This window comes from Pontibacter ramchanderi, from assembly GCF_002846395.1.
Lineage (GTDB): Bacteria > Bacteroidota > Bacteroidia > Cytophagales > Hymenobacteraceae > Pontibacter > Pontibacter ramchanderi.
Window position 1 is genome coordinate 1,151,765 of record NZ_PJMU01000002.1, and the last position, 19,530, is coordinate 1,171,294.

11 protein-coding genes are annotated in these 19,530 nt (G+C 54.3%); 6 read left to right on the plus strand and 5 right to left on the minus strand.

Annotation, left to right across the window (positions count from 1 at the left end; translation table 11 throughout):
* The 4 genes from BD749_RS12070 to BD749_RS12085 all read left to right on the plus strand — a co-directional run bounded on the left by BD749_RS12070 (position 1) and on the right by BD749_RS12085 (position 8,616).
* On the plus strand, positions 1 to 960 hold the full coding sequence (locus BD749_RS12070; RefSeq protein WP_101444765.1) for a PorP/SprF family type IX secretion system membrane protein: 960 nt from the start codon (positions 1 to 3) through the stop codon (positions 958 to 960).
* 465 nt (positions 961 to 1,425) lie between these two features.
* Positions 1,426 to 5,622 (plus strand): ice-binding family protein, encoded by a 4,197-nt coding sequence (locus BD749_RS12075; RefSeq protein WP_101444572.1) that lies wholly within the window; start codon positions 1,426 to 1,428, stop codon positions 5,620 to 5,622.
* A 26-nt stretch (positions 5,623 to 5,648) separates the two neighbouring features.
* Complete coding sequence (locus BD749_RS12080; RefSeq protein WP_180336391.1) at positions 5,649 to 6,602, plus strand: PorP/SprF family type IX secretion system membrane protein; 954 nt, start codon at positions 5,649 to 5,651, stop codon at positions 6,600 to 6,602.
* 19 nt (positions 6,603 to 6,621) lie between these two features.
* Positions 6,622 to 8,616 carry an OmpA family protein gene (locus BD749_RS12085; RefSeq protein WP_101444574.1) on the plus strand — a complete coding sequence of 665 codons (1,995 nt, stop codon included), beginning with the start codon at positions 6,622 to 6,624 and terminating at the stop codon, positions 8,614 to 8,616.
* Positions 8,617 to 8,815: 199 nt separating this feature from the next.
* Here the strand turns inward: BD749_RS12085 and BD749_RS12090 are convergent, their stop codons facing one another.
* The 5 genes from BD749_RS12090 to BD749_RS12110 all read right to left on the minus strand — a co-directional run bounded on the left by BD749_RS12090 (position 8,816) and on the right by BD749_RS12110 (position 16,045).
* Complete coding sequence (locus BD749_RS12090; RefSeq protein ID WP_101444575.1) at positions 8,816 to 9,583, minus strand: 3-hydroxybutyrate dehydrogenase; 768 nt, start codon at positions 9,581 to 9,583, stop codon at positions 8,816 to 8,818.
* 79 nt (positions 9,584 to 9,662) lie between these two features.
* On the minus strand, positions 9,663 to 12,164 hold the full coding sequence (locus tag BD749_RS12095) for a TonB-dependent receptor (RefSeq protein WP_101444576.1): 2,502 nt from the start codon (positions 12,162 to 12,164) through the stop codon (positions 9,663 to 9,665).
* A 48-nt stretch (positions 12,165 to 12,212) separates the two neighbouring features.
* Entirely contained in the window at positions 12,213 to 13,247 is a 1,035-nt protein-coding gene (locus BD749_RS12100) for an alpha/beta fold hydrolase (protein ID WP_101444577.1), read from the minus strand.
* Positions 13,225 to 14,781 (minus strand): sodium:solute symporter family transporter, encoded by a 1,557-nt coding sequence (locus BD749_RS12105; protein ID WP_101444578.1) that lies wholly within the window; start codon positions 14,779 to 14,781, stop codon positions 13,225 to 13,227. Before BD749_RS12105 ends, BD749_RS12100 begins: the two co-directional genes overlap by 23 nt.
* A 502-nt stretch (positions 14,782 to 15,283) precedes the next feature.
* Positions 15,284 to 16,045 carry a LytR/AlgR family response regulator transcription factor gene (locus tag BD749_RS12110; protein WP_101444579.1) on the minus strand — a complete coding sequence of 254 codons (762 nt, stop codon included), beginning with the start codon at positions 16,043 to 16,045 and terminating at the stop codon, positions 15,284 to 15,286.
* Between the two features lie 117 nt (positions 16,046 to 16,162).
* Between BD749_RS12110 and BD749_RS12115 the strand changes: the two genes are divergently transcribed.
* Complete coding sequence (locus BD749_RS12115) at positions 16,163 to 18,328, plus strand: sensor histidine kinase (RefSeq protein ID WP_101444580.1); 2,166 nt, start codon at positions 16,163 to 16,165, stop codon at positions 18,326 to 18,328.
* Between the two features lie 356 nt (positions 18,329 to 18,684).
* Positions 18,685 to 19,527, plus strand: coding sequence for an alpha/beta fold hydrolase (locus BD749_RS12120; protein ID WP_101444581.1), 843 nt, complete (start codon positions 18,685 to 18,687; stop codon positions 19,525 to 19,527).
* Positions 19,528 to 19,530: the final 3 nt, after the last annotated feature.

Sequence of the window (19,530 nt, forward strand, 5' to 3'; positions counted from 1 at the left end):
ATGAAAAAGCTGTCTCTCCTGTTGGTAGTATTGGTAGGTGTCGTTACGCAGGCGTTCGCACAGCAGCGTCCGCAGTACAGCCAGTACATGGTCAATAACTTTCTGCTTAACCCCGCCCTGTCAGGTATAGAAGACTATGCCGACATACGCATCAGTAACCGGCAGCAGTGGGTGGGGCTTGATGGAGCACCCGTTACCTACTACGCCTCCGCCCATGTGCCGCTGAACAAAGGCGCCGCCAGTACCAAGTATGCCAAAGCGCTGGCGCATCACGGGGCCGGCATTATCCTGCACACCGATAAAACGGGCCCGCTGCGCAGAACAGGGTTAACGGGCACTTATGCGTATCACCTGCCGGTTACACGCACCATCAACGTTTCGGCGGGGGTTGGGGCTGGCCTCGTTCGCAACAGCATTAACAACGCTGAGCTGGAGTTTACCAATCCGGCGGAGCCACTGATCGGCGGCGGCCGGATCAACCAGAATGTATTGGATCTTTCACTGGGGCTTTGGGTGTATTCCCGGAACTTCTCTGTAGGGCTCGCTGGCGCACAGCTGCTGGAAAATGCGGGCACTTTCCGCTCCTCTGAAGAAAATAACGTATCGCTCGACCTGCAGCGTCATTACTTCCTGACGGGCAGCTACCGTTTTGCCCCTGGAGGTAAAATAGACCTGATCCCATCCGTCATGTTCAAACTGGCCGCACCAAGTCCGCTTTCGGTGGACGTGAACCTGCGCGCGCTGTACGATGAGCGCTTCTGGGTGGGGGCTTCTTACCGCCACAACGATGCCATAGTAGGAATGGTAGGCGTGTATGTAAGTCCGCTGATAGATATTTCCTACTCTTATGATGCCACTACATCAGGCCTCAACCGGGTAAGCGCCGGTACCCACGAGGTAATAGTCGGCTTTAAGTTGCTGAACGATCGCCGCATCATCTGTCCGCAATGGGTTTGGTAAAGTAAAGCGCCTTTTTGTTTTTGTGCAATCCGGGAAAAACCTGAGCAGTAATATTTTTTTTATGTTACTGATACAGAGTGTGCTCGATTGTGTCTACTTTTGCGCCCAAGTTCTAAAATACTATTTCGAAACGGCCTTTCTGTTACTTGTGTTAAGAGCGTTGCGCAGAAGCAGCAAGAGGCCAAAAGCAGAAATGGAGGTATAGGATTTTGCCGCAATTAAGTTTAAACTTTAACTTAAAATTTGGTACTTAACAAATTTTGTTAAATTTTAGAGCTTAATATAGCCCCAAATATATGCAGTATACATTTGAAGCTTCTGAATGTACATTTTAAAGTATATACTTGCGACTTATTTGGCTGTGTGGGATGAAATGAAAAGAGCTGCGGAAATGGCTGTCCGTAGCTGCAAATTGTTGAATATTTAAACGCCAAGTTCTATAACAAACTTATACTCATTTATTTCATGACAAGCTTCTTAAGTAGAGCCTTGCTCCTGGTGCTAGGCTTATGGCTGGTTGCATTTGGCGTAAATGCGCAACAAGCGCCCACACTGGGGGCCTTTTACGACTATAACGTTGTAGGCGGCGATAGGGTTTTCAACCAGAACAACACCAACACGATTGTTCGCGGTAAAGTAGCTTCTGTTACAAGACCTGCTCAGGGTTTTAGTCCTGGATCCGTATGGCGAGGCATTGACAATCCGGGCAGCGCAGCCAACAATGCACTTGCCGCAGCCACCTCTGTTTATAACAACGCTGCAGCCACCACCCCCACCGCAACACTCACCAACCCAGAACTCGGCGGCCGCACTTACACTGCGGGTGTATACCTGTTCGATGGCAATGCCAATGTTACCAGCGATATTACACTAGACGGAGGCAACAACCCGAACGCCGTTTTCATTTTTATTATCAAGGGAAGTCTGAGCATAGGCGCCGGAGTAGACATTGAGCTGATTCGCGACGCTAAAATTGGCAATGTCTTCTGGGTAGTGGAGAATACGCTTACCGTAGGAAACGGTGCAGAGATAAAAGGGCAGTACCTGGCCAAACAGGCTGTAACGATTGGCGACGGCTCAATTGTTCGCGGACGTGTGGCCTCCTTACAAGGAGAGGTCAGGCTGAACAACAATAACTTCTTTTTGCCAACAGACCTCGAGATCAAAATCACGAAAACAGAAGGTAACGCTGGCGTCGACCGCTATATCGTTGGCCAGTCCATTACCTATACCTTTACCGTGACCAACAAAGGGCCCGTTGACGATGAAAACGTCCGCGTAAGTCCTGTTCTCTTTTCAGGTGCCAATCATAGCTATACAACAGACGCTCCCGGTTCCACGTTTTCGCTTGTAAACGGCAACTGGGTTTGGAACATCGGTAACCTGAAGGTTGGGCAAACCTATACCCTTACCCTTACGGCAACCATCAATGAAACCGGGCCCGGTTTCGTACGCGGTACCATATCAGGATCGGCGGAAGACGAGATTCAGCAGAATAACACGGTTGACATTAACTTTTGCGCAGTGCTTCCAGACGCAGGTGTTATAACGGGCGCAGTGGAGCTTTGTGTGGGAACCGTCGGAGAGTACAGCATCGAGTCGGTAGTTGGGGCCACTGGCTATACCTGGAACGTGCCCAGCGGATGGAGAATCCTGAGCGGGCAGGGCACAACCAGCATCAGGGTAGAAGCCACCGGTCGTAACGACGATGCCTACATCCAGGTTTCTGTGAACAACAGTTGCGGCGCCAGCCCGCCCAGCCGTCTGAAAGTAAACAACTACCCAGATCCTCCTGCCACTCCTGGGCCAATCACGGCCAACGAAGGGGTCTGCGCCGGCGAAGGAGCTACCTATTCCATTGTGCCTGTTCAGGATGCTACCTCTTACGTATGGACAGTGCCTACGGGCTGGAGTATTGTGTCCGGACAAGGTACTACGCAAATCTCTGTGACCGTAGGAACGACAGCGGGCAAAGTTACTGTAAAAGCTAAGAACGTCTGCGGGGAGAGCCCGAATGCGTCGGAGCTGGAAGTGAAACCATTCCTGCAGGCTCCTAACCAGCCTTCCAATATCTCCGGGTCAGGCACCCTGCCTTTCTGCGTGACTACGGAGCGTGTGACATTCAGCGTGACAGCCAGCGGCGATGTGTTAGAATATGTTTGGGAATACCCAGCTGCCTGGACACTGATCGAAGGACAGGGAACAAACACCGTTGTCTTCAACCCGAATGGTGTGGGCGGAACTGTTAGCGTAAAAGGTATAAATGCCTGCGGCCAGAGCCCGTCCAGAACTTTCAATGTGGTGCCTATCCCTGGTCCACCAGTTAATCCAGGAGATATCTCAGGTGCTTTCCCTGTTTGCCAAGGCAGTATAGGCACTAAATATTCAGTAGCCCCTGTGCCAGGAGCAACCAGCTATACCTGGTATGTGCCAGACGGCTGGACCATTACCTCAGGTCAGGATACAAATGAGATAACAGTAAGATTAAGCGAGAATGCCAGTGGTGGCCAGATTCGCGTGCAAGCGGTTAACAATTGCGGTGCGAGCGGTATCACACGCAAGGATGTGACAACGACAACCGGCGCGCCAACTGCCCCGGTTGCAATAACAGGTGAGGAGTTTGGTTGTGCGGCCAAAACCACAGTGTATGAAATAAATCCGGTTGCAGGCGCACAGAGCTATACCTGGACCGTGCCGCCAACCTGGACCATTACCAACGGACAAGGTACAACACGCATCACCGTTACCATTGGCAGCCAGTCAGGAAACGTGAGTGTGATCGCCGTGAACTCATGCGGACAGAGCAGCCCGGCAACGAAAGCTGTAAAGCCATTCCCAACAGTACCGGCAACACCATTCGCCATCAAAGGCCCGGACGAGGTTTGTAGAGGACAGAGCGAAGCCGTGTATACGCTACAGCCAGTAGATCATACCCTGGAGTACATTTGGGCGGTTCCATCTGGTTGGACCATCCTTTCTGGGCAGGGCACAACCGAGATTAAGGTGAAAGTGGGAACGTTAGCCGGCGATATTACAGTAACCGCTTCTAACCCCTGCGGCAACAGTATACCTGCCAAGCTGCGCGTTGTACCAATAGAGGACGTGCCAGCACCGCAGGCAGGCCCAATAAAAGGAAACGCTCAGTATTGCGCGGGACTTAACCAGACTTATTCGATTGATCCGGTGCCGGGCGCAAGATCTTATTTCTGGACCTTCCCGGGCGCAGACTGGGTTATTGTAGAAGGTCAGGGAACAACACGCGTAACCGTAAAAGCTGGGGCAACACAGGGCCAAGTAAGTGTGGCTACCGTTAACAGTTGCGGCACCAGAAGCACCGCCACCGGTTTAACAGTACAGTCAGTGGGCTCCGTACCGCCATCGCCATCAGCTATCATTACCGATAACGAGTCGTACTGCGGCAATTCTACCGGTCTTACTTTCCGCATAGCCGCCGTTCCAACGGCAATCAGCTACGAATGGACAGTGCCACAAGGCTGGACGATCACCTCGGGCCAGGGCACCACACAGATAAAAGCGACTGCAGGCACAAGCGGCGGCGAGGTAACTGTTGTGGCTGTTAACTCTTGCGGAAAGAGCCAGAGTGTAAAACTGGTAACAGAGCCGCAGCGTCCGCTTATGAACCCGGAAGCCATCAGGGGACCAGAGCTGGCCTGCGTGGGCAGAACCGATGCCGTGTACTCTATACCTGCCATCGAAGGTGCCGAAACGTACATCTGGACACTGCCAGCCGGCTGGGAAATTGTATCTGGCGCAGGTACCAGCAGCATCAAAGTGAAAGTGACAGGCAGAGGCGATGTAACAGTAAGAGCCAAGAATGCCTGTGGTACCACAGCCGAATCTAAACTGACAGTAGAAGTAGTAACAGCGCCGCCATTGGCGCCGGCAGCCATCAAAGGAGAGACGCTGGCCTGTGCAACCCGCACCGCGACGTACTCAGTCGACGCCGTTGCCAACGCATCTTCTTATTCCTGGAAAGTGCCAGCCGGTTGGATCATCACAGCCGGACAGGGCACGCCACAGATCACGGTGCAGATGGGAACCAGTTCAGGTGAAATCAGCGTGGAAGCCACAAACGACTGTGACAAGAGCGCCGCTACCAAACTGACCGTAACAACAAGACCGCTTCCGGTGATCAGCCGCATCGTAGACCGCACCCTGGCCTGCTCCGACATAGCCACCTTCGAACTTGAGTCGAACAGCCCGGCCGCCCTCTTTACCTGGCAAGTGCCAACTGGCTGGGAGATCCTGACAGGCCAGGGCACGAGCGTGATCACGGTGATGCAAGGCAATAACAGAGGAGAGATCACGGTAGTGGCCGACAACGGCGAGTGTAAGAGCGATCCGGTGTCCATGATCTCAGACCCAAGCATGCGTGAGGCCAACCTGACTGTTCCAAATGTATTCACTCCGAACAACGATGGTGAGAACGACACCTGGGTGATCGGTAACCTGGTAAATTACCCGGACAACGAAGTAGTGGTGGTGAACCGCTGGGGTAACGAGGTATACAAGAGCAAAGCCTATCAGAACAACTGGAACGGAGACAAGTTAGCGGAGGGTACCTACTACTACCTGATTCGTCTCACGCTGTGCGATGGCTCTGAGAAAACCTACAAGGGTTATGTGATGATCGTCCGATAAGAAAACAAACGAATTAAGTGATTACCATGCGAAAATTAGGGGTACTTCTGGTGATACTGCTGCTGTCCTGGGAAGGCTATGCGCAGCAGGCGCCGCAATACACACAGTACATCTTCAACGAGCTGATCATTAACCCGGCCTATGCGGGAAGTAAGGAGATTATAAACGCCAACCTGACCCACCGCAGCCAATGGGTGGGTATAGAGGGGGCGCCCACTACACAAACCTTTAGCGTGGATGGTTCCTCGCGCAGCGGTCTGCTGGGCTTTGGCCTTAATGCCATGAACGACGAACTGGGTGCTCAGCGGCAGATGGGACTGCACGGTAACCTGGCGGTGCGCCTGCGGATGAGCGAAACCGCCAAACTGGCCCTGGGCTTTGCCGCAGGTATGGCGCAGTACACCCTCGACGGCACCAAGCTCAACACTGGTAACACCAGGCCCGACCAGGCCCTCAACCCGGGGCGCGTTTCAGAGATGATGCCCGATTTCCGGATCGGTGCTTTCTTCAACACAGAACGATTCTATACGGGCCTTTCAGTAGCCAACCTCATCAACACCGGGGGCGACGAGCTGGAGGTGACCATGCCGAATCGCCATTACTTTTTGTCGGCTGGGTATGTGATGGACCTTTCGTCAGCGCTTATCTTCAAGCCGAGCTTCCTGGTGAAAGAGGACTTCAACAGCCCAACCAGCCTGGATCTGAATGCCTTTTTCCTCTTGGGAGAGCGCATCTGGCTGGGAGGCTCTTACCGCACAGCCGTGAAGGTGCACAACAACTACTCCGATGAGTACGAGCTGGACCGTCGCAATGCCTGGGCCGCCATCGCGCAGCTGTACGTTACGCCTAAGCTGCGACTTGGCTACTCTTACGACGTCAGCCTGAACGCCCTGCGCCAACACGCCAGCCACGAAATTTCATTGGGTTACTCTTTCTTCAAGAAGCAGGATAACCGAATGCTGACCCCACGTTACTTCTAAAATCACCCAGAAAGCAGACATGAGATTACGATTCCTATACCTACTGATTCTTCTGGCAACAGTTTGTGCACAACCGCTGGCGGCACAAAAAAAAGAGACGAAGGAGGCCGATAAGTACTTCAACAGCTTTGAATACGCCCTGGCGCTTGAGGCTTATAAGAAACTGATGGAAAACAAAGAGCCGGACGTATACCTGCTCGAGCGCATTGCCGACAGCTACCGGCTGATGAACAACAGCAAAGAGGCGGAGTTCTGGTATGCCCAGGCGGCCGGCTTCGAGAACATAACGCCGGCCAGCATTTACTTCTATGCCGAGGCCGCCAAGCGCAACGGGAACTACGAGAAGGCGAAAGAACTGTATACCAGCTATGCCCGCCGTGTGCCGGAGAAGGCCACCATGGCCATGAACCAGGCCGCCTCATGCGACACCGCCATCTTCTGGACAAACCGACCGCTTTCATACGAAATTGCTACCGAGCAGAAACTGAGTTCTGCAGGCGTTGACTTTAGCCCGATTCTGTTGCCGAACGGCGACATGGTGTTCTCCTCAGACAGGCTGTCGGCGGACGAGAGCAAGAAGAAAGAACGCTTTAACTGGACAGGCAATGGCTTCGTGCAGCTGTACTACGCCAGCATGAACGAAGACTCCACCTGGAGCGATCCGAGCCCGCTTGGCAAGGAGATCAACACAGACATCCACAACGGCCCGGCCGCTTTCCTGGCTCAGGAGAATACCCTTTACTTTACCCGCACCAACAGCGTGAAGCGCAGCCAAACCAAAGTAAACACAGACCCGACCAGCTGGGTGAACAGAGGCAATGGTGCAGGCACAGGAAACATTAACCGCCACGAGATCTTTATGGCGCGTCGCAAAGGGCAGGAGTGGGTTGATGTGAAGCCATTTAAGTATAACAAACCGCAGGAGTACTCTGTTGGCCATCCGGCCATTACCCCAGACGGCAAACTGCTGTATTTTGCATCGGATATGCCGGGCGGAATGGGTGAGACAGACATTTACTATAGCGAGCGCCAGGAAGACGGCAGCTGGGGAGAGCCGGTTAACGCAGGCGAAGTGATCAACACAAGTGGCCGCGAAAGCTTCCCGAGCATTGGCGCCGATGGCAAACTTTACTTCTCTTCCGATGGGCACGTAGGCCTGGGCGGACTCGACATCTTCAGGGCAGAAGGCGAGCACGGCAGCTGGACACGCGTGCAGAACCTGATGTACCCGCTCAACACCTCACGCGACGACCTGGGTATAGTAGTGGACAGCTCGGGCACAAAAGGCTGGCTCTCTTCAGGCAGAACAAGCGAGTCGGGTTACGACAACATTTACAAGTTCAGAGAGGTGAATGTGGAGTGTACCCTTGTGGGCCAGACCTACGAAATGGTGGACCAGCCCGGAACGCACATCAAAAAGCGCGTGATGGTAGACAATGTGCTGCTGCAACTGTTTGAAGAAAACGTAGGTTCGATGGTGGAGACGCACTCCGACTCGACGGGCAACTTCAACTACAAAGTAGAGGCAGGTATGCAATACACCATCCGGGGCAGTAAGAAAGGCTACCTGACCCAGACGATCCTCTTCACGCCGGATTGCCGCTTCAGCATAGACTCGCTGCTGGTTGAGATGATCATGTACCGCGACACGCCAAACGTGCCAATCGTGCTGGAAAACATCTTCTACGACCTCGACAAGCATGATATCCGTCCGGATGCTGCGATTGAGCTGGACAAACTGGTACGCATACTCAAGGCTAACCCGACGATCCGCATCGAGCTGAGCTCGCATACCGACAGCCGCCAGACCCGTAAGTATAACCAGGATCTGTCGGAGCGCAGAGCCCAGGCTGCGGTAGACTACATTATATCGAAAGGTATAGACCGCAACCGACTGGTAGCGAAAGGCTATGGCGAAACCAGGCTGCGTAACAAGTGCGCCGATAATGTGGAATGTTCGGAGGAAGACCACCAGGTGAACCGACGCACCGAATTCAAGATCATCAGCAAATAATAAAATAAAGTATAGCAAAAGCCCCGGCGCTCGAAAGAGTGCCGGGGCTTTTGCTTTTGAGCTGCCTACAGATTGAGAGAGCAGCCCTGTAAGGTATAGGTACGTTTATGGAAGCGTCCTGCCCAATGGAAGTCAGGTATAGCCGTGTTGCCTGTATCTGGTCTTCGGTATTGGTAGGTATAGGAGGGGCTAGGTGAAGTTACTGCGCAGTCCAGCCGCCGTCAACCGGCAGCATGGCGCCGGTTAGTTGCCCGGCTGTTTCCGAGGCCAGGTATAGCGCCAGGTTGCCGAGCGCCTCTACTTCTACAAATTGCTTGATGGGCTGTTTCTTCAGCATCACTTTTTCAATCACTTCGGTCTCAGACATCTGGTGGGCGCGTGCCTGGTCGCTGATCTGGGCTTCTACCAAAGGCGTGCGCACGTACCCTGGGCAGATGGCATTGCAGGTGATACCGTGCGGGGCACCTTCCAGAGCCAGCACCTTGGTTATACCTGCCACGCCGTGTTTGGCGGCCACATACGCTACCTTAAACTCAGACGCGCGCAAGGCATGGGCAGAGGCAATGTTGATAATGCGCCCGAATCCCCGGGCTTTCATACCCGGCCACACGGCTTTGGAGGCATGGAAAGAGGCCGATAGGTTGATAGCAATGATGGCATCCCAGCGGTCTTCCGGAAATTCATCCACCGGCGCGACATACTGTATGCCTGCGTTGTTGATGAGCACATCGATTTTCCCGAACTCCCGCTCCGCCTGCTGCACCATTTCCCGGATCTGCTCCGGCTGCTGCATGTTGGCCGACGAAAACACCACCTTCACATTATGCTCCTGTGCCAGGTCGTTGGCTATCTGCTGACCGTTCTTTTCGAGTCCGTTGAGCAGCAGGTTATACCCTTGCGCCGCAAACAAGCGGGCTATACCTAGGCCAATGCCACTGGTGCCACCCGTAATAACTGCATTCTTCATGTGTGAAAACCTGTAAGTTGAGTCCCAAATAAAAAGGCAGAGCGCCCTTGCGGGGCGCCCTGCCTTCACCTTAATCTATCTACCTAACGTCGCTTTTATTCTTTTTGCCACCGAAGTCGAAGCGCAGCTCCGCGGAGTACAGGCGCCCGATCACCGGCGAGCCTACAAACTCACGCTGCTCAGTATCAAACAGGTTGGTTACGCTGGCACCGAGTGTGATCATCTGTGTGAATTTGTATCCAGCGCTCAAATCTACAGAAGTGAAGCCGCCAAGCGGGCCATAGTTATAAAGAAGCGGTGCCACACGCTTGTTTTCGTTCTCTTTGGCAGCCACCTGCGAACCGGAGTAGAAGTCGTACTCTGGCAGGATGCGCACGTTCACAGAGCCGAAGAACTTGTTATTGAACAGGTCGCGGGCCGTAAAGTTGAAATTATAGCGGTGCTTTGGTGCGTTCAGGCTGCTCTCAACAGCAGAAACCTTGCCGTCACCGTTGGCATCGTTGTCCAGGTTGTCGCGGTCCGTGATGTCGGAGTTGAAATAGGAGTACTTGGCGCCGATGCTGAAGTTGTTGTTCAGGTAATAGTTCAGGCCGAGGTCGGTACCCCATGAGTTCACGTTACCATAGTTCAGGTAGGTCAGGTAGTAATTGAGCGCGTTAGATGCGGCCTCCGTTACATCTTCGCTGCCTTTGCGGATCACTTTCTCCTTGCCCATAAGCGGCGTAACGGCTGTCAGTGGCGAGATAAAGTCCTCCGACATGGAGTACCAGGTGCTCAGGTCGACATAAAACTTGTCGGTTGGTGTGCCTTTGTAACCCAGCTCGAAGGTTTGCACACGCTCCGGCTCCAGTTTGGGTATCTCGCGGGTGGCACCTGTTTCTGTGTTCTGAATAGTCAGGCCGGCACCGCTACCCAAAATGGCCAGCGCACCGTTGTTCAGGTAAAACTCCTGGAACTGGATGGAAGGGGCGGCATAAGCGCGGCCGTAAGTTGCTCTGAACGTACCGGCCAGTGCATTGAGCGTGAGGGCGGCTTTCGGGCTGAACTGCGTGCCATAGTTGTCGTGGCGGTCGAGGCGGGCGCCAACTACGGCGCGCACACGCTCACCCAGGCCACGCTCAATCTGGGCAACGGCACCGTACTGGTTCAGGATAATGTTGCCGTTTCGGTCGTCGAGGTAGGTCTGGCGGCTATAGGCCACATCGCGCTGGAAGCTAAGACCCGTGATCACATCAAAACCACCGTAGCTGTTGTTGTACTGCACCTCACCGTTCAGGCGGTGGCTTTTGTCGATAAAGCCCGGAAAAGCGATGGCAGGAGAGTTCGTGTACAGCTCACCTCTGGCCGCGCCTGTTTTAGACTTTTCATGCGCCACTTCATGCGACTGGCCCAGAGCACGCAAGGTGTAGTAGTTGTTGGTGCGGGCATTGATCTGGTAGGTATCGCCGGCATCGTTCCATGTGTTGTATACCTGTGCGAAGATGCGTGGCGTTACGATACGGCCATGCAGGTACTGGAAAGTCCAGCCATTGATCTGGTTGCGACCGTTGTTGGTTACGCCAATGTTGGAGCCTTGACCGATGCCATAGTCCAGGATCACGTCCATGTTTTGGGTTGGGCTGTAGTATACAGCGGCGCTGGCCCGCTTAAACTTGAAGCCAAAGTCTACGTCGTACTCCGGCAGAGCGCCCAGTGTGGCGTTGTAAACAGTGTCGATGAACTCAAAGTCCTTTCCTTCAGTGTACTCCGCGTTTACTTTGTAGGCGAACTTGCTGTTGATCACACCGGCATGGCGGGCGCGGGCAGAGAGCACGCTCTGGTTACCGGCACCCACTACCACAGTAGTGCCCGGGTGGCGACGCGGATCTTTGGTGATCGTGTTGATGATACCGTTGTGCGCATTCGGACCATACAGCGCCGAAGACGGCCCCAGGATCACCTCCACACGCTCAATGTCTTCTTTGATCACGGTGTTGTAAACACCAGCCGGCAGGCCCGTGCCACCTGGCAGCATCGAGTTGCGGCTGTCAGTCAGCTGGAACATCTTCACGTTGAAAGCATTGTTGAAGCCACGGGCGTTGATGCCGATACCAGCCACACCGGAGCGTACCACTTCTACACCCTGCACCTTGTTGAGCAGCTCACCCACGTTAAACGAAGGCAGCTCCGTCAGGTCGCGCGTGGAGATCACGCTGATAGCTGCAGGCGCTTCGGTCAGTTTCTCCGGTCGACGGGAAGCGGTTACCACAATTTCCTCGCCTACCACGTTGGTGGTGTTCATGGTCACGGTGCCAATGTCGGTTGTGCCACCGGCCGTGACTGTAACGGACTGTCTTGGGAAGGTATAGCCCACATAGGAGATGCGCAGGTTGTAAGTACCGGCCGGCACATCCGCTATACTGAACTCACCGGTAACGTTGGTAGAGGCGCCTTTGCTCGTTCCTTCGAGCAGGACGGTGGCTCCCGTCAGGGGCTCCCGGGTATCGGATCCCAGCACGCGGCCCCGCACACTGCCGCTCTGGGCCAGTGCCACCTGAGTTACTGCCAGGAGTGCAAACAGAAGTGAATAGATTTTTTTCATGAGAATAAGTAGGTTAGATATTAGATGTTTAAGGTTATGATGTAGTTGCTATTTCAGGAAGTCCCGGATTGCTTGGTTAAAGGCATTGGCTTGCTCATACTGCAGGAAATGACCTGCCTCCGGTAGCACCACCAGCTTGCTGTTGGGAATGCGGTCGCGGGCGGTTTCGGCCACGGCCTGTGTTGTCAGGTTCGGGTTGAGGTAGCGGTTCGGTATGAGGGCGTCCTGCGCTCCAAAGATGATCAGTGTGGGCACCTGCACCTGCGGCAACTGCTCGTACACCGGCTCATCGACCATGGCGGCCACACTGCCAGCCACCGCAGCACTGTAATCGCCAAACGCAGCAGACTCAGTCATTTTCAGGCGGTCGTCTACCATGTACTGGGCATCGGCTGGCATCTGGTGGAAGTTCACTTTAAAGTTGGCCACTACCTGCTCAGGCGTGGTTTTCTGTACACTCTCCGGCGTCACGGTCATCTTAAAGAGTTGTTTTTGCTGCTCCGTGAAGGTTTCTATACCTGCCGGGGCGGCCAGGATTAGGTACTTGATGCGCTGCGGTGCCTGCAAGGCGGCGGTAAGGGCAATTTGCCCACCCATGGAGTGGCCGACGAGCGTGACCTGCTTCAGTTGCAGGGCGTCCATCAGGGCGAGTACCTGGCTGGCATAACTGGCCATACCTGCTGTTATACCTGCTTTGTCCGACTTGCCGTAACCGGGCAGGTCGATGGCGATGCAGCGGTAATGCTGACTCAGTTCACTCACGTTTTTGTTCCAGGCGGGCGAGTAGCTGCCCAACCCATGGATAAAGATCAGCGTCTCGGGGCCCTTTCCTTCGTCGGTATAGGCCACGTTCACACCGCCGGGCAGTTTCGCTTTTTTGACGGTATAGCGGTAGTGCAGGCCTTCGAAAACAGGATCAGCCACAGGCCCGACAGCGGTCGTTTCGCTGCTGGCAGTAGCCTGTGCGCTGGCCTCGTCCGTACCTGCTGAAGTGGCGATAGGCTGCGCAGGCTGGCAGGCCGTGTGCAGGTATAGCAAGCCAAAAGAGGCCACCACTAGTTTAGTTTTTGAGCTCACTTTCATAAGCAGGTTGTGTTAAAAGTGACGAATCTTCGGGCATCGGTACTGAAGCTGGCTTTCTGAATACATAGTAGAAGATGAGGCCCACCACCACCGATGCCAGGATGGCCAGCGCGGCGGCTATACCTGGGTTGCGCACAGGTGCCTGCATGTAAGTGGTGAGTCCGCCGTAATATACCCCAAAATGCACGATGACCGACGTAACAGAGGCTGCGACCGGCGCAATAAGCGGTACCCGGCGCAGAAACATGCCAAACAGCACAGGCACAAAAGCCGCCGAGAAGTAGGCGTACACCCCGTTCTGCGCAAAAATGCCCACGCTCAGGTTCGGGTTTTGCAATTGGTCGAAGGTCAGCCAGACAGTTACAGCCGCCAGCACTACAATGACCAGCCGGTTCACCACAACACCTCGCCTGGCAATGCCGTCGCCCACAATGGGAGTCAGGATATCGGAGGTGATGGTGATGGAGAGTGATTGGATGAGTCCTTCTAAAGTGGAAAGCCCCGCCGAGATAAGCCCGAGCACCACCAGCAAGCCCACGTATACCGGGAACTCCTGCACCACATAAGCCGATACAATGCCGTCCACGGGCAAAGGCTGGCCGTTCACAGTCAGGTCAGGGAAGGAGAGGCGGGCATAAAGGCCGGCGAACACCACCATGAAGAACAGCGCCTCCACCAGCACACCGGTCAGCAGGTATAAGTTAACGTCCTTGTCACTTTTAAGCAAAAGCGATTTGGTGATGATGTGCGGCTGGCAAACGATGGCCACGCCGATGATCATCTGGCAGAAAATGATTTCGAAATTATCGCGGAAGAGAAAGCTCTGCGGGTTGGTTGACGAGACCAGTAAGGGGTCAATGGCCGCCAGTTTATCGAGGAAGCCATGCACGCCCTCGCTGAAATGCTGGTAGCCCGACCCAAGCAGCACAAAGGCCACGATCACCATCAGCACCGCCTGGATCATGTTGGTATAGACCATGGAGTTGGCGCCCCCGAACATCATGTAGCCAAAAACAAACACCACAATGCCCAGGCAAACATACAGCTCGTTTAGGTTAAGCACACTGGCCAGCACTTTGGTCAGGCCCACACAGATCAGAACAATAAACGTAATGAGCAGCAGCGACAGGAAGGCGAAGAACATGGCATAGCCGCGGCTCTTGTAGACCAACCCCATCCATTGGGCCATGGTTTGGGCCTTTACAGCGGAGCCCATCTTGCGGAAGCCCTTGGTCAGCAACACCAGCGACCCGAGTGCCGCCACAGGAAGCGCAATAGCCATCGAGATGACCCCGCTGATGCCATAGAGCGCCACAAAGCCTGGGTTGATGATAAAAGTGGCGGCGCTTGTCATAGAGGCAGCCAGCGCCAGGCCCACCGCCACCGGCGAGAAAGCCACATTGCCCAGGGCATAGTCAGAGATGGAGCGTATGCGGAGCGCACCTCGTATCACAAAAAACAGGATGATGCCTGCATAGGCGAGTACAAGTACCCAACCCGCTATAACAAGCTCCGATGATGCCAGACTATTCATGCTTGATGGTATTATTGCCAAAGAAATCTTGAATTAATTTAGCTAATAATAAACATTACCGGTTGCCTATACTTGCCAAACGGGAATAATTTGAGGTGAAATTGTTGAGAGCTGAGGTGAGAGGTTTTAGTGAGTGATGGAATGAGTTAGTGAATGAGTGAGTAATTAATCAAGTGATGTTATGTGTTTAGGCTATGCTTGCCTCTTGCGGTATGGTTTTCTCCTGAATGGTTCGGGCAGGTATAGCGATGCACGTTTCGGTCAGGTCATAGCCCGATATTTTTGTCAATTCGAACGTTAGTGAGAAATCTGGATGATTAACTATGCTCTACTAAAATTCAGATCTCTCATTTCATTCGAAATGACAGGCTCGATTGCACAGGTCGCTACCTATTCCTGCAAATGACCTCACGTAAACAACTACATCAGGACATTACAGTGAAACGTCGCTACATCACAACTTTCTAAATCCCCAACTCTCAAACTCCTCAGCTCCTAAACTTTACAAAATTTGCAGTCGCTTCAGCAGGGCGTCTTTGTGGGTGTTGCCGATCGGGATCTGCTTGCCGCCGATGAGGATGTTGTTGTCTTCGATGGCCTCGATAGCGGTGAGCTGCACAATATAGGAGCGGTGCACGCGCATAAACTGACTGGCTGGCAGGCGCTGCTCCAGGTTTTTCAGGCTCTGGCTAACCAGGTGCAGGTGCGTGCGGGTCTTGATGTTGCAATAGATGTCCTGTGCTTCGGCCCACACAATGTCTTCGAGCATCACTTTCTCCAGGCGGTTGCGCACCTTCACAAACAGGGCATCGTGCAGCAGAAAGTTGTCAGCCTCCACGGTATCAGTGGGCTGGACAGGTATAGCCGCCTGGGGTGGCTGCAGCTGCCGGGTACCGGCATTGTGAATGGCCAGCTCGATGCTGCTTTGCAGGGTGCGGGCATCAAAAGGCTTTACCAGGTAAGCATGCGGGTTGGTTTGCTTGGCACGGTCAACGGTCTCTTTGTCAGAAAAAGCCGTCATGAAAATAAAAGGCACCCTGGTGGCTTTGGCCAGCAGCGCAGCTGTTTCGATGCCGTCGAGCTTGCCCTCCAGCGTGATGTCCAGAATGATCAGGTCGGGTTGGTGCTGGTGTACCTGCAGCAGCAACTCCTCTCCTGAGCTCAGCACCTGGCACACCTCATAGCCCATCGACTCCAGCGAAAGCGACAGGTTCTGGGCAATTACCACATCATCTTCTGCAATCAAGAGTTTAAGTTGAGCCATAGGTATAGAAGTGAAACAGGTGAGGTATAGCAGCTAAATATAGCAAAAGGTTTTCAAAGGCTCCATCTCTTACGCCCTGAAGTATAGTTGATCTGAGATTATTTTGTAAATTGACGTATGCTTGCCCTTCGCTATACCTGTTGTCTGCGGCGCCTCTTCAGGGTGCTTGCCTTGCTGCCTTTGCTGCTGGCAGCGCTATGGACCCATGCGCAGGCACCCGATACGGTGCAGGTAGGGGCAACGGAGCAGCGCATTGCCGAGGCGCTGCAGGTATACCACGACCCCAGCGCAGCGCTGACGATCGACGAGGTGCAAACACGCCGCTTTGCGCCAAACAACACCGAGGCTGTGCTGCAGCCAGGCAAAACTGTGCATTGGGTACGGGTGGTGTTGCGAAACGCCGGCAACCGCGAGCAAGTGCGCCTGCTCTACGCCGGCGACTGGAGCCACATAGCCGTTTACCAGCAGAGCGAAACAGGCTATATCCTACAACAGACCGGCCAGCTGTTACCCATCGGGGAGCGTGATATTCCTTCCTACAAATCCTACATCCGGCTGGAGCTGCCGGCCCACAGCGCCACCACGCTATACCTGCGTCTGCAGGGCGACATCAGTCTCTACAAGCCACAGGCAGTGCAGATGCAGTTGCTGCTGGCAGAGCAGGTAAGCGCCACCAACAGCGACCGGCTCTTCGGGCAAGGCATTTTTATCGGCATTATCCTGGTGATGACGCTCTACAACCTGGTGCTTTTTGCCTCGGTGCGCGACCGCAGCTACCTGTATTACGTGTTGGCGCTGCTGGGCACGGGGCTGTACTTTATGTTCTACCACGGCTTCGCCCTTGAGCTGCTTTGGCCAAACGCACCGCTCTGGAACGCACACAGCTTTCCGTTCATCGTCACGTTCAACGGTTTGTTCCGGGTGCTGTTCACGCGGCACTACCTCAACACGCAGCGCACCATGCCGGTCTGGGATAAGGCGCTCACGCTACTGGCCCTGCTCTACATCCTGCCCGTAGGTATGGGCCTGCTATCGTACCTCACACCGCTCGACCTGCTGCAGGCCTGTGTGAGCCTGATCGGCATTATCGGTGGCCTGGTGCTGGTGGCCATGGTGCTTACGAGCATCCAATCGCTGCTGCAGGGTTACAGGCCGGCCCTTTACTTCCTGATCGCCAATGTGTTCTTTGTGGTAGGGGCCTTGCTGTTCATCCTCAAAGAAAACCACCTGGTGCCTAACAACCTGGTAACTATTTATGCGGCGCAGGTAGGCGTGGTGGCGCAGGTGGTGCTGTTCTCGTTGGGTCTGGCTTACAGGCTGAACACCGTTACGAGCGAGCTTAATGCCCGGGTACTCGAAAAGGCGCGACTGGAGCGCGAAAAAGAAACGGAACGCAAGCTGCTGATCGAGCAGCAGAAAAACGAGCTCGAGGTGATGGTAGCCAACCGCACTGCGGCGTTGAGGCATCGAACGCAGGAACTGAAGGACACGGTGCGCAAACTCAAGGCCTCGGAGCACAAGTTGCGCCGGCTCAACTATTTCAAAGATCGCTTTTTCTCCATCATCTCGCACGACATCCGCACGCCACTGGCCACACTGGAGTCTTTCCTGAACATACTGGTGAACTTCTCGGACAAGATGAAGCCGGACCAGATGCAGAAGCTGGCCACGCATACCCAGGTGTCGGTGCGCAACCTCCAGGCCCTGCTCGAAAACCTGCTGCAGTGGTCTACGGCGCAGACAGCTTCAGGCCACCATGTGCGCTTTGAGCCGGAGGTGCTGCAGCTGGCCGAGCTGGTAAACCGCAACGTGGGCCTGCTGAAAGATACCGCCGACACCAAACAGATTGCCTGGGAGGTACAGGTGCCCCCTGCCCTGCAGGTACGCGCCGATGCGCATATGCTCGACTTCGTGGTCCGGAACCTGCTGCACAACGCCATCAAGTTCTCTTACCCGGGAGGGCTTATCAAAATAAATGCTGAGGCAGGACCCATGCACATGGCAACAATAGCCGTAACCGATCAGGGCACCGGTATAAGCCCCGATGTGCTGGCAACCCTATTTAAACTGGAAACACCTGCTATGGCCACCAAAGGCACTATAAACGAGAAAGGTACTGGCCTGGGCCTGTTGCTTTGCCGTGACTTTGTGGAGCGGCATGGCGGTAAGGTGCAGGTTGAAACAGAGCTCGGAAAGGGCAGTCGGTTCTACTTTACTGTGCCTATGGCTATACCTGAGCCAGTTGTCAATAAGCCTCAGCTATTGGAGGGAGAGATCTGCTAGACACGTCTATACCTACCACTCCTTCCCTATAGCATGTATGATAGTCTGGACGTTACTGCCTGCAAGACTTTATGTCTGTACTGCCGACAGTTTAGTGAGTTGGCTCGTGGTGGGAATAACCAAAAGCCAGGTAGGATAAGGTATAAGTCGCTTACCAGCTGGACTAGCAAAAACAAACCAGAACTATAGCTGCAAAGTAACTAGCCCAGGTATAGGTAGCCGGTTTCGGGTTAAGTTTACCGTGAAAATTTGTACCTACACCTGACACAGGTACGGTTTGGCTATACCTTAAAGGCGCAGTTTAGAATTTTCCTTTAGATTAGGGCATTAACCTTTCACACTAAACAGACAAGACCATGCGACATCGCCTACCCAACGGACTCGAAATGCATTTTGAATTGCACGGAAACGCTGAAGCTTCGCAGGCAATGGTGTTTCTGAACGGGCTATCGCAATCGACGGCGGCCTGGGCGGGGCTGGTGCATGCGCTGGGCAAAAAATACCGACTGGTGCTCGTGGACCTGCTGTTTCAGGGGCAGTCGGATGAGGCGCCGGAGCACCGCAGCTTTGAGGGCCACGCTGCTGACCTGGCCGATCTGTTTAAGAGCCTGCAGCTGCCAGCCGACACGATGCTGGTGGGCATTTCGTACGGCGGCGCGGTGGCGCAACGCTTTCTGGTGAATCATCCGGGACTGGTGCAGCGGGGCGTGCTGTTATCGACCTTCCCCTACAAAGATGCTTACTTCGATGCCATCGGGGCCAGCTGGAAACAGGCTTTGCTGGCCGGCGGCTACCCGCTCATGCTCGATGTCATGCTGCCCTTTGTGCTGGGCCGCAGCTATTTCCTGAACCCGATCATCACCATAGAAAACCTCAAAAACAGCAAAACCAGCCAAAGCCCCACACCGGAGCGACTGCTGAAACTGGTGCGAGCCACTGAGGAAAGCAGCAACTACCTGGAGGAATTGAAGAGCGTGCAGGTGCCGGTGCTGGTGGTGCACGGCGAAGAGGACCTGCTCTGCACCCCGGAGATGGGCCGCGCCATGTACCAGTCGCTGCCGCACGCCGAGTTGGAGATACTGCCGCATGTGGGCCATACCCTGAACTTGGAATGTATACCTGACCTGATCCAACTGCTGGATACTTTCGCGGCAAAGGCCCTGCCGATAAAGCATCACCAGGGAGCCAAAACGCAATAAAAA